The organism is Vibrio sp. YMD68 (assembly GCF_029958905.1).
GTDB lineage: Bacteria > Pseudomonadota > Gammaproteobacteria > Enterobacterales > Vibrionaceae > Vibrio.
In genome coordinates this window covers 1196036-1209211 of sequence record NZ_CP124613.1, presented here as the reverse complement: position 1 = coordinate 1209211, position 13176 = coordinate 1196036, and the positions used below count along the sequence as shown (strand labels likewise).

7 protein-coding genes are annotated in these 13176 nt (G+C 40.3%); 6 read left to right on the top strand and 1 reads right to left on the bottom strand.

The features are described 5' to 3' along the window. The first annotated feature begins 314 nt into the window (after window positions 1-314). From QF117_RS05325 to QF117_RS05300, 6 genes are all read left to right on the top strand, one after another. Complete coding sequence (locus tag QF117_RS05325) at window positions 315-2078, top strand: transporter (protein WP_282385180.1); 1764 nt, start codon at window positions 315-317, stop codon at window positions 2076-2078. 464 nt (window positions 2079-2542) lie between these two features. Beyond that, window positions 2543-2992, top strand: coding sequence for a hypothetical protein (locus tag QF117_RS05320; protein ID WP_282385179.1), 450 nt, complete (start codon window positions 2543-2545; stop codon window positions 2990-2992). 76 nt (window positions 2993-3068) lie between these two features. Then, on the top strand, window positions 3069-4238 hold the full coding sequence (locus tag QF117_RS05315; RefSeq protein WP_282385178.1) for a hypothetical protein: 1170 nt from the start codon (window positions 3069-3071) through the stop codon (window positions 4236-4238). 199 nt (window positions 4239-4437) lie between these two features. Beyond that, window positions 4438-8229, top strand: coding sequence for an RHS repeat protein (locus tag QF117_RS05310; RefSeq protein WP_282385177.1), 3792 nt, complete (start codon window positions 4438-4440; stop codon window positions 8227-8229). 22 nt (window positions 8230-8251) lie between these two features. After that, on the top strand, window positions 8252-9793 hold the full coding sequence (locus QF117_RS05305) for an RHS repeat-associated core domain-containing protein (RefSeq protein WP_282385176.1): 1542 nt from the start codon (window positions 8252-8254) through the stop codon (window positions 9791-9793). Between the two features lie 204 nt (window positions 9794-9997). Beyond that, entirely contained in the window at window positions 9998-10786 is a 789-nt protein-coding gene (locus tag QF117_RS05300; RefSeq protein ID WP_282385175.1) for an NPP1 family protein, read from the top strand. Window positions 10787-10948: 162 nt separating this feature from the next. On the opposite strand, the gene QF117_RS05295 is transcribed toward QF117_RS05300, so the two are convergent. Next, window positions 10949-12934, bottom strand: coding sequence for an immunoglobulin-like domain-containing protein (locus QF117_RS05295; protein ID WP_282385173.1), 1986 nt, complete (start codon window positions 12932-12934; stop codon window positions 10949-10951). Window positions 12935-13176: the final 242 nt, after the last annotated feature.

The window sequence follows — 13176 nt, the reverse complement described above, 5'->3', positions numbered from 1 at the left end:
TCAGTTGTCCACGCTCATATTGTTGTCCATATTCGAGTTATCAATGGTCAGTTAGGCTATTTTAAATGGGCAACGGAGCAGAATGTTATTGAATAACACCCTAATTAACCCTTGTATTTGTCGACAGGCAATCTGAACTTTTGACTTGGTTAGTGGTTTTTTCTTATGGGAATACAACTTTGAACTCGATCACTTGTATTATTATTAAAATAGTTAACTTGGGGATCTACATCACGCACTTGAATTATTGTACTACAAATATTCCCTGGCCTTATTATAGTTGGCGCAACGAAATGACACATTAAGGTTACAAAATGGAACTCAATACCCTGATTGTTGGCATCTATTTCCTATTTCTTATTGCGATAGGTTGGATGTTTAGAACATTTACAAGTACAACCAGTGATTACTTCCGCGGGGGCGGTAACATGCTGTGGTGGATGGTTGGTGCAACCGCTTTTATGACGCAGTTTAGTGCATGGACATTCACCGGAGCAGCAGGTAAAGCGTATAACGATGGTTTTGCTGTCGCCGTGATTTTCTTAGCCAACGCTTTTGGTTACTTCATGAACTACGCCTATTTTGCGCCAAAATTCCGTCAACTTCGCGTTGTCACAGTCATTGAAGCGATTCGTATGCGCTTTGGTACAACGAACGAACAAGTATTTACCTGGTCATCAATGCCTAATTCGGTGGTTTCAGCAGGTGTATGGTTAAACGCACTGGCGATCATCGCTTCTGGCATCTTCGGTTTTGACATGAACATGACTATTTGGGTGACAGGTTTAGTCGTATTAGCAATGTCAGTAACGGGCGGGTCATGGGCGGTTATCGCTTCTGACTTTATGCAAATGGTTATTATCATGGCAGTGACCGTAACGTGTGCGGTTGTCGCAGTGGTTCAAGGTGGCGGTGTTGGTGAAATTGTAAATAACTTCCCAGTTCAGGATGGTGGTTCGTTCCTTTGGGGCAACAATATTAACTACCTAAGCATCTTTAGCATCTGGGCATTCTTCATCTTTGTTAAGCAGTTCTCTATTACGAACAACATGCTTAACTCATACCGTTACTTAGCGGCAAAAGACTCGAAGAACGCTAAGAAAGCAGCACTGCTTGCTTGTGTGTTAATGTTGGGTGGCGTGTTCATCTGGTTTATGCCTTCTTGGTTTATTGCGGGTCAAGGTGTTGATCTTGCAGCCGCCTACCCAGAAGCAGGAAAAAAGGCCGGTGATTTTGCTTACCTATACTTTGTGCAAGAGTATATGCCAGCAGGTATGGTTGGCCTTCTTGTTGCTGCGATGTTTGCGGCAACCATGTCTTCAATGGATTCAGGTCTTAACCGTAACTCTGGTATCTTCGTTAAGAATTTCTACGAACCCATCGTTCGTAAAGGGAACGCAACGGAAAAAGAACTGGTAACAGTATCTAAGATTACATCTGCCGTGTTTGGTTTTGCAATCATCCTTATCGCACAGTTCATCAACTCACTAAAAGGCCTGAGCCTGTTCGATACAATGATGTACGTTGGTGCGTTAATTGGCTTCCCGATGACGATTCCTGCTTTCCTTGGTTTCTTCATCAAGAAGACGCCAGACTGGGCTGGTTGGGGTACGCTAGTTGTTGGTGGTATTGTCTCTTATGTCGTTGGTTTTATTATTAACGCAGAGATGGTAGCAGCGGTGTTTGGTATTGATGCTCTAACAGGACGCGAATGGTCTGATGTTAAAGTAGCGATTGGTCTCATTGCTCACATCACGCTAACCGGTGGTTTCTTCATGCTATCAACCTTGTTCTACAAGCCGCTAACAGAAAAGCGTCAAGCCGATGTAGACAAGTTCTTTGGCAATCTATCTACTCCGTTAGTGGCTGAATCAGTAGAACAACAAAAGTTAGATAACAAACAACGTCAAATGCTAGGTAAACTAATCGCAGTAGCGGGTGTCGGTATTATGTGCATGGCGTTACTAACCAATCCAATGTGGGGACGTTTTGTTTTCATCTTATGTGGGGTGATAGTGGGTGGTGTTGGATTACTGCTTGTTAAAGCTGTTGACGATAAAATAGAGCAGCCAGCATAAACAGTGAATGCAGAAAATAACTAATTCATACAATCTAATCGCAACATTTTAATACTAGCGGCCAACATGTTTGGCCGTTTTTTTATTAACTACGAAAGCAAATAATCTAATATTTGGTTATTTACATCCCCTATAAAAACTCACCCCAAGCATATAAAAATGTCTTCGTTTAATAAATGCACTGAGATGTCAACTCTAATATTAGCCGGAGTCTAGATTAAACACAGTGTTTAGATTAAATCCCATTCGGATGAAGATATTACTTTAAGAGAGAATTTTAAAATATCATATAGATATAAATCTAAAAATTTAGAGTATTATCTCATTTTATTTACAAAAATAAGAATTAAGCACTGTGTTTAACACTTTCGCAGTGCATGTACATTCATATTAATGAGTAGTAACGTTATTTTGTCCCGGTTGTTACGGGTCATTTAAATAAAAATAACATAAGGGTAATAAAAATGAAATATATCTCTAAACAAGTAATGCTGATCACGTGTTCAACAATATTGACGCTTAATGCCAATGCTTCCATAGTCCCTGAATTTGTTTTTTATGAAGGGAGTCAAGCAACGCAACATACAGTTTGTAATTTAGTTGTTCTTCCTGGCGTTCATGAAACGGTCAATTTTAAAAAGGATGATTACGGTTGCGACAATGATGAAGCGAGGTCGTTAACACTAAGAGATGTACCAGAAGGGACTAGCATCCGAATCTATGATGACCCAAAACTATCAACAAATGATGACTACATAGTTATTAAGGTGAAGGAAGATATTTTTACCGACTATATCATAGGGAGTTTTGAACAGAGTTACTCAGATGAATCAGTGAGCGTCACTTATTATGAAGACAACGGGTTAAATGGAAAAGTGTCTTCGGTCCGAATAGTGGTCCCAGAAGTGGACTAGTCCCTATCGATAAGTTTCTTTACCAGTGTCTATAGATGATATTAATTATAGGCACCTTTAACCACAAGGCTCTTATATGAAATCTTTAATTTTATTAGTCATATTTTTGTCTCCACAGGCTTTTTCCACAGATTATTCAGTGAAAGAAATTGCCATCAGTCTATCTGGTTCTGACCAGGGTCAAATATTTTCCAATGGAAAAAATCAGATAGAAATATTTATATCGGTTGAGCTTGAAGAAGGAGAGGAAGTTGATTGGATTAAATTAATCCGTGAACAAGATGAAACTGATATTCAGGATCTAGGCTGGCTATACCGATCCCCCTTGGGAGAAACAGACGAGTATTATATCAGTCAGGGAAAGTACGTTCAGTCCAATGAATTTTTAAAAACAACGCAAGGGAATCCCTTTGGTTCGAGTTATACATACCAATCACATCGGATTATGTCGAATATTAATGTCACTTCCACTCATAAACATACACAAACTATTTATTTATCGTCAGAAGTGATTCAAACGATTGATATATGTGCTGAAGTTACGCTGAAAAGCGGATACATCGAGACAAGTTGCGAATACAGTGAGCCAACTATTACGGTGGAAGCAATTGCACCTAATACTATCCCTAGCAACCAATTTTCATCCACCCAGGTTATAGACGAGGAGGACTTAGAAGAAAAAAATGATCTGCGGCACTTCACTAACCTAAAAGCGTTAGTGGGACCCGCTCGATTAGAAGGAACAATCCATTCAATTTATATCGATAGCTCGCCGGAAAATCGTCAAGTATTAATTTACAACAGTGCTCAAGTAAAATTTGCCGGATTGGATACTTCGGTCTATTGGTCGGATAATAAAACATATCATTTCTCTATGCCTGAATCGCAATATTTTAATTATTTAACTTTGGGTCGACTTCTGGAGATTAATATTAAATCTGTAACTGAAGAATTAAATGCGCTAGTGAATGGTTCAACTCACATTCTGAATGTTTTATCTATCCCGTATAACAAGCAAGGGCCAACCTACGACACGATATGGGTTGAAAACGGAGGTGTATACAAATCTTCTTATAATGGGTGCTACTTACCCCCAGAAAGGGTCTACATAAGTGCCAATTCAGACTCTTGTTCAAAAAAAATATCTGAGAAATTACTTGAAGAAATTAAAAACCGGCATCCAGAATTAGTCATAGTCGACAGGTGGGGAACGGAACATCGAATTTCTGTTGGAAGAATAATTTGAAAAAATAATGCAGTCTTAAAAATATCTAGCCTGTAAAGTAATACAGTATTAAAACCAATAGAGATCACCAATATGAAAACGTCAAGGATATATAATAATAAAAGGCTATCTATCTGATAGTGACTTTAATATACAATAACAGTGATAATGTCGATGTTATTATAACTTTCAATAATAAAATGTAATGGGTGGTTCTACCATGAGTGATATAGTCAGTAATGCATTTAATTTTTCAGAATTTGTTAATTCTGGTGTAGACCCTCGCACAGGAAGTTATTCTATAAGTTTTACTCTGGGAGAATTGCTTTCAAATCGACTTTCTGGGCCAAATTTTCAACTATCTATTAGCCATAATTGCCTTAATCACAATGATGAAGGTTTTGGTTTAGGTTGGTCATTAAGTATGCCTGGTTACAACAAGATTAATCGAAGGCTAACGTTAGGCTCTGGTAAAAGCTTTGAAACTATACTTAGCAATAATTCCAACGAGTTTTTTATGCCACATCGTAAAACAAAAGATGTTAGAGCATACTTGGTAAATAAGAATACTACGATAAAAGTAGTCTATAAAAATAGTAGTATAGATTATATAGATTATGACTCTGGTAAATTGATTAAGACTGTTTCAAATCTAGGGCATGAAATACATTATTCTTATCAATATTTTAATGGTAACTACTCTTTAAGCAAAGTGAGTGATTCATATGGTCATTCAATTTCAATCGATCATTGGAGTCATAAATATTATTCAGTCATAAATAGTGAAAATGTGAGTGGAGGATATTCTCGAACTTATTTACTGAGTAAGAGATCACATGGCCATGGTGTATTACTCAGTAGTATGTCTATGGTTAATAACAGTCAGTTAAACACAAAGATTGAATATCAATATATTGATGAATTAAACAATTATTTAATTAAAAAAGTTGAACACCACTCAGGACTTATTGAGCGGGTAGATTACTCTTATAAAGGGCACCTTCTTCCGAAGGGAAGTAAAGGCATAAAATCAGTTCCATTCGTTAAAATTCATACACTTGTACCAGGTTTGAATCAGCCTCATATAGTGAGTCAGTACGAATATTCTTTAACGAACTATCTTGGTCGAGGAAGTAATCTTAAATGGGAAGATGGTGTCGATATGCTTTTTAAAACGGAATCAGATTACAGGTATTCTAGTAAGGAAACCGTCGATGGTTCATTACTCATTGAAAGGACATATAATAAATATCATTTACTTGAATCGGAAACATACACTAGAGATAGCGCACTTTATAAAGAAGTTGACCTCGAGTATTTCGCCGACCTCAACAAAAGTATAGAGGAACAACCTGATAACTATTCTTATATACAGAAGGAAAAAACAACGTATTACAATAACGGAGAGCAACGCTCTGAAGTTTTGGAATACAAATTCGACGATTACGGGAACTGTATTTTTGAGCGCGATAAAGATGGGACCGAAACCGTATTAGACTATTACCCGGTTGAAGGGAAAAGTGGTGACTGCCCACCACACCCTTATGGTTTTATTTGTTATTTAGAAAAAACAGAAACACAACCGGCCAGTACCGAATATGGTGAAGAGAGTGTCTGGAAAAGGTATCGATATGCATTGATCACAAGCCTAAATGACAAAGAATGTATCGTTGAAACTGAAGTTCGTACCTCTTATGGTGAAACAACGGCAAGTTCATATTTTCAAGATTTATCTATTCCTGGTTCATGTGGGCTTGTGTCAAACATACTGGTGTCACTGCAAGGTAACGCTTGTGGTTCTATCTCTTTTGATTACCAATTTATAAATCATGAGCGCATTTCTTACATTACCATGAAAGGGTTCGATGGAAAGTCAGCAACACGGATGGAAACGCAAGACATTTATTCTGGAAACCTAATAAGCAAGGTTGATCACGAAGGTTTGGCCACTCGTTATACTTACAACGAAAATGGTCAATATACGATGATAGAGGTTGCACCCGAGACCGATCGCTGCGCCATTAAAAAGTTTGATTACGATTATACGCAAGGTAATAACAGTCTCTTGATCACCGGTTCCAAAGGGCACCAACAGAAATTTATTTATGACGGCATGGGCCGAGAAGTTTACCATTTGTCTGAGGATGAATCAGGTAATTTCAGAACCATTGGCGAAACTCATTATGATGTAGAAAGTCGAGTCTTATATTCAATTGAACGTGATTGGCATGACAGTGAGCCAATAGAATATACCACGCGATATTATTACAATATATTTGGGGAACTGGATCACACGGTAATGCCTAATGGAAACGTATTACTCAGTAAGTTCGATCCTGTACAACTAACGACAAAAACGGGAATAGAGGGTCTGTCTTACGATATTATTCAATATGATATCAACGGTAAACCGGTTAATGAATCGAGGTTTACCTCTGACGGTCAATTCGATTCGATTAGCCAACGATTCTACGATAGTCACGGCCAAACCGTCAAAGCAACCGATCCTTTTGGGCATTCTTCCTATTATTCTTACGATTATTTGGGGCGAAGCCTTTCGGTTAAAGATCCAACTAACTCGGTCAAAACATTAAAATACGCTTTGCATTCGACAGATTCATTGATTACTGAAATATGTGTGTCCAATACCGTAGTCGGTGAGCGAGTTTATGATGGGTTACAAAGGATCACCTCTGAGACACAGGGAGGAAATACAACGCATTATTCATACTCAGGCAGTCAGACCAATCCAAGCGAACTCATTACAGCGCAACAAAAAATATGGTCATTTGATTATGATCCATTACTGAAAAAAAATACCAGTGCATCCACAAACTTGAGTCATCTCAAATTTGAGTATGACTCTGTGACAGGTAAACTCATTTCTAGTGAGAATGAAAATAGCAGAAACAGCTATGAATATGACTCGCAAGGAAGGCTTATTAAAGAAATAAGAACAGTAAATGGTGCGCATTATGAATCAATATATACTTATTCTATTTTAGGTGTTTTACTGTCGTATACCGATTACCTAGGTAATATCGAACGCTACACTTATGATAGTAAAAAAAACCTGATTGAAATAGAAAAAAATAGTAAAAATAAAATTCATGTCACTAACTTTGAATACGATAAATATAATAGGTTAATCACTCAGTCTTGCCATGACTTAGATGAAAGAGTAACTAACCGAGTGGATCACCATATCTATTGGGATTGTTTCACTAGAGAAACAAATAGAATAATAACAAAATCAGGAAATATCCTATTTTCCCTAAAAACAGAATTTGATCTAGCGGATAGAATAATCTCAAAAGAAAAATCAAAAGAAGGTGTGGTTTTACAGAAAGAAGAATTCAGCTACGACGAAAAAAGTCGCCTCTTACGCTATAGTATATCGGGGTCGGAACGCCCTAATAACATTAATGGGTTTGAAGTTGAGAGTCAAACTTTCACCTATGACGGCTTTGACAATATCAGTACTGTTGTCTCTATTTTTAATGATGAAAGTGAAGATATAGAAGTCTACCATTACGATAATTTATCTGATCCTACACAATTAACCAGTATAGAACACAGCCACCCAGAGATGAATACAATCAGTGTTGAATATGATGAACGAGGAAACATTATAGTAGATGAAAAAAATCGATCTTATATTTATGATGACGATGATCATCTAGTATCAGTGAAAGATGAATTAGATGAAGTAATATCAAACTATTCTTATAATGCAGAAGGGCAACTAATCAGTAAAGAAGGTGACGGGAGTGTAATCTCATACCTATATCGAGGCGATCAACTTATTAATGAAGTCAGCCAAGAAGGAAGTACTAGCTACCTTCGCTATTTAAATAAACCCATACTTCGTTTGTACAATGGTAACAATTCTATGCTTCATCAATTTTTCGCACTTGATAAAAATGGTAGCGTACTCTCAGAAATTAGTTTCGGGGAATATGAAGACAAAAACTATATTTACTTGCCATTTGGCTATAAAACGATCAATTAGTTTTTATATAGAGGGTAATAACATGATGGAAGATAACCTAAATACTCTTGTTCGACATATTCTCAAGCCTAAAGTAGTGGATAAGAATGGAGTCAGGATGTCGAATAATGACCATGGTCTGGTTGATCGGCATGGTCAACCACTAAAAAAGTGTCAACAACAGAAGGATGCGATCATCACTCGTTCTGAACAGGATAAATGGGTTGTTACCGACATTAAGAATTTGGGCAGCCGACCTTCAGAAATATCACGACGGGATTTCTTGCACAATAGCATTCTTTTGATGTGTGGTTCTCTGCTTCCTATACCTGGTAATAGCGCTCTAGCGAGCGAACAATCGATGTTATTCGAATCCAATATTTTGCAAAGGAATATGCTGGGTTTTCATGGGGAACGTATGGATCCATCTACGGGGTTATATCCATTAGGCCAAGGGTATCGCTGGTACAATCCCGTATTACGGCGATTTTGCCAATACGATCGTAATGCTTCGCCGTTCGGAGTCGGTGGGGGGAATGGCTATGCTTTTGCGATGAATAATCCCATCGGAATCACGGATCCATCGGGGCACGGCATTATCGCCGCTATCATCGCGTTCATTTCTTCAGTAATAGCATCGGTGAGTTCGGCGATTTCTACGGCAGCAGGGGCGGTAACAGGCGCAGTGTCTTATGCAGGCAGCATTGCGGGTGCTTATGCAGCGTCTGCTAGTTACTTAGCGGGTGCGACAGGTGCCACTGCGGCCAGTGTGGGTTCGTTTACAGCCATTGCGACCAAGGCAATCATTTATACTGGGGTGGCTTCAGGCTTAACCGAGGGTTTTAGGGCCAGTGCTGGCGCGATAGCACTGGCTTCAGGCGCCAGTGATGAAACCGCTCAACTGGCTGAAAACATTACGTACAACATTTTTGCCGCGGCATTTTTTTTCACCGCCGCTCTGCTTCCAATTTCATCGACCGCAACAACCGCTGTTAAGGTTGCTGGGCAGCTTGGTCGTGCTGCGGGGTCTTTAGGGGTGACTTCACAAATCGTATCGGCAACCGGCGGTGGGATCGGTTCATCCAACAGTTTAACGGCATCTAAGCTAACCCAAGCAGCTCTTTGGCTAGGGGCTATAGCAGATACCCTTGTTCTCGCAAGTTCTCCATTAGCCAGTTTAAAAGTTGCGAAATCAAGAGGGAAATATAATCTTGAATCGATGAAAACGAGCTACACATATAGGGTTAAGCTCAAAACAAACAGTAATAAAAAGCAAAGTTTATCTAATACCGTCGAGCGGTTAAGTTCGATAGGCGTTAATGCCTTAGAAAGCACAGCAACTAACTTGGCCGTAGCCGGTTACTACGGCCAAGATTCGACAATGAATAAAGCGTCGATGACGATGACCGTATTTAATCATGGCACCATGGCCAGCCTGAATCGTAAGCAATTGGCGAATAAAGGAACAAAACTAGAGTTTTTAAAAGAGGGGTTGAGAACTGTTCGTATAGGTTATAAGGGCAGTTGGGCGCTTAATGCACATCTTCCCTTACATGAAGAAGCATTCTACGGAAGAGAAGAATAAAAAATATATCCACTTTGTATCGTTTATGACACTTAGTACCGAATAAATAAGCCGATAGAGTTTTTTACTGTTCATATTAAATGATTTTTACTAATTAAAATACGACTGGTAATGAATCATATACTTATTAAACACTCTGATTTCTTGTACCACATAGATCTTTATTTTATTTTGAAAATCACTATTTAAAATATTGGTGAACCAATGAAAAATGAGATTCTATGTACTTTAGCCATAATTTCAGTGGCTTTTGACGTGAATGCAGAAGGTTTTAGCAGATTGGCTGAAGCTTTACCGTCAGATATAACGATTCTGGGCCAAGAGCCCGTATTTGATTTTGACGAGGATGGCTGTTATCCGGCAGCTGGTGTAAGCCGCAGCGGAGAACAAAACTCAGGGCTAGATAATTCTGGGCCATTGGATAAAAACTGCCGAGATGTAGGCTTCCTCGATACTTCTAATACATTGCATCGCTATGCTTGCATAGAAAGTCAGGGGGACTCGTATTGTGGGCATTTTTATTCTCTGTACTTTGAAAAAGATCAAGCACTTCGTTGGTTGGATGGTATTGGCCATCGCCATGATTGGGAGTATGTTGCTGTGTGGACTAAAAATGGCGCTATTACTCACGGCAGTTATAGCGCTCACGGCAACTTAACGACCAAACCGCTTGGGCAGTTGCCAATGCAAGGTGATCACATCAAGTTTGTTTACCATAAAGAAGGGCTCCTAACACACGCCTTTCGGTTCGCCAAATCTACAGAACTTGCTGAAAACTATTACCGCTATTGGGTAACGCCGACGATCACCAGTTGGTATCAATTAACAGGAGAGGGAATATCTAATCAATCAATGAGGAAAAGGCTCAACAGCTTTAACTATGGCTCTGCGACCATTCCGCTGAAAGACAGCAATTTCCGAGTCAATTTGAACAAAGCTCGGCCTTCTGGTTATCCTGCGTTTACTCAGGCCAGTATTGAAGCTTCAAGATAAACTCAATAAAACGGACAAAGCGTAATAAAAGGAAGGAATCAAGAGGCAACGTAATGCTGTTGCCTCTAGTGTGCTGTCTTTTGTGTGTTACCTAACAAATGCGCAATTTGAAATTAACGTTTGTTAGCTAATAACGTTTGTTAGGTACTAAGACACGTTAGATTATGGGCAAGACACTTCATCCCAAAACCAGGTTGCACTTTGAGTTGGCGTTTCCCAAACTCCTGGGTTGTTTTTCGCGACAAAACAAGAGCCTTGGTAACTAACCATATCGCCATTGCTTGCTTGTGTTTGACCAGGAATCCATTCGGTGACGTTGTCTGTATTGCCGTTGCCACCGTTACTGTCACCATTTTCATTACCCGTATCGCTGCCGTTATCCGTGTCACCACTGTTATTGTCATCACCACTGCTATTGTCATCACCGGCGCCATTGTCACCATTATTGGTGCCATCACATCCTGCGTCAGTCACTTCGCGCCAAACGCCCCATTGTCCTGTGCTTCCCGGTTGTTCACCGCGTGTCCACCATGCCGCCTCATACACTGTGCCATCGTGTAAAACACGGTCTCCGCCTTCATAAACATTATTGGTTTGCCACGGAGCGGCGCAACTGCTTTCATCGACTACGCGTATCGTACGCTCTACTGTAGTGGTTTGATTTGCGCTGTCTGTAACACTGTATACCAGCGTCTGCGAACCCAAACGGTTTGCCTCTACGTCTCCATAAATTTCAATAACATCAGAGAGATCACCATCTTCTTCATCAGAGGCGCTCACCCCAGCTAACGAGTCAAACTCACTACCTAACTTCAAATTAGTATCGGTCACGCCCTTGAAGATAGGCTTCGAGCTGTACACTTCAACCGAACGCACTTTCGATGTTTGGTTGCCATCACTGTCTCCAACCAGATAAGTCAACGCATAGGTACCCACACTTGAAGTATTAACTTGGCCTTCAACGGTGATGTGGTGGGTTAGGTCACCATCTTCATCGTCCATTGCGGTCACACCAGACATCGGGTCAAAATACGATTGATGCGCGACACGAGCATCATCAATGCCTTTTAGAACAGGGTCATTGCTAGTGACTGGTGGTGGCGTTTGACCATGAATATAAGGGCCATAGTCACGAATAAATTGCTCATTGTAAGCGCGACCGCCAGCATCGGTACCCATGTCCCAGTTGACAGACCAGGTCATTACGCCACGCAGTGGCTGACCTTGTTGATTGAGCTGTTCAAACGCATCATAAAGATCCTGTGGGTTTTGTACATAACCTGTTGCTGCCGCATCATTGTTGGCAGGAATCCCAAACACCAATTTGTTGTGCGGGATCTGATGAAATCCACGCGTTCCGTTCGATAACGAATCGGCAATGTAGTAAATAAACTCTTGCTTGAGTGCGTCATTGTTCTGAGCAATCCAACCTACACTATCTACCCAGATTCCATCACCGCCCTGATTGTAAAATTGCGGGTTGATCCAGTCGTAATAGCCCGCCAGATTATCAATATAAGGGACGTATTTCCCGCCTTGTGTCAGGTAAGGGAACTCCGGTGCCATCGTAATTAAAAAGTTCTTACCCTCGGCAGCATAGTGATCCTTGACCATTTTAAGCGCAGCAGGAATAACGATTTGGTTGTCTGCGGCGGTCACCGCGGCTTGTTCAAGGTCAATGTCCAGTCCATCAAAGCCGTATTGCTCTGTAAGACGAATGATTTCTTCTGCAAACGCTTGTTCATCGCCTTTTTGTAGCTCGACGTGGGCATCAGCGCCGCCTAACGCAAGTAACACAGAACGGCCTTGCTGATTGAGTTGCTCAATCTGGTTAATAAATTCTTGCTCAGACAACCCAACCGTTGGGTCCAATTTAAACGTGGGAATTCGTCCTTCCGCGGTGTCGTACACCTTCATAAAAGAAATGTCGACGACATTATACATAGGGTTAATGTCATCCAGTGACATGCATGGTGAATTGCCTCCTTTATACCCGGCACCATCGCACCAGTTGTGCCAGTACCCTACAACAACGTTACCGTCTGGGTTGACCATTTCACCGGCCATGGCTGAAGCAGACGCGGCTGAACCCGATAGCGCCGCTAAACCCAGACAAATTGCCATAGGTAATGACTTGATATTGAACATATAAATTCTCCTGATTTAACCAAATAAGCAGCTGTACATTTCTGCTCACGGCTTATCTTTCAAGGTAATAAAACTCATTAGATAAGGTTTGTGTAACGGAATTTTCGCCTGAAATCTGAATGGTAACCGTTCGTTGTGTGGCCTTAACGCTAAGGTCTGTGTTGATGGACAACAAACAAGGTGATTTCAAAAGCCAAGTTATGTTGAGTTAAGAAAAGCCAACAACCAATGAAACGAGTCGT

What these genes read in the sequence shown, in the direction of transcription:
- QF117_RS05300 (WP_282385175.1), top strand. Translation starts at nt 9,998, where the DNA reads ATGAAAAATGAGATTCTATGTACTTTAGCCATAATTTCAGTGGCTTTT.
- QF117_RS05325 (WP_282385180.1), top strand. Translation starts at nt 315, where the DNA reads ATGGAACTCAATACCCTGATTGTTGGCATCTATTTCCTATTTCTTATT.
- QF117_RS05305 (WP_282385176.1), top strand. Translation starts at nt 8,252, where the DNA reads ATGATGGAAGATAACCTAAATACTCTTGTTCGACATATTCTCAAGCCT.
- QF117_RS05310 (WP_282385177.1), top strand. Translation starts at nt 4,438, where the DNA reads ATGAGTGATATAGTCAGTAATGCATTTAATTTTTCAGAATTTGTTAAT.
- QF117_RS05295 (WP_282385173.1), bottom strand. Translation starts at nt 12,934, where the DNA reads ATGTTCAATATCAAGTCATTACCTATGGCAATTTGTCTGGGTTTAGCG.
- QF117_RS05320 (WP_282385179.1), top strand. Translation starts at nt 2,543, where the DNA reads ATGAAATATATCTCTAAACAAGTAATGCTGATCACGTGTTCAACAATA.
- QF117_RS05315 (WP_282385178.1), top strand. Translation starts at nt 3,069, where the DNA reads ATGAAATCTTTAATTTTATTAGTCATATTTTTGTCTCCACAGGCTTTT.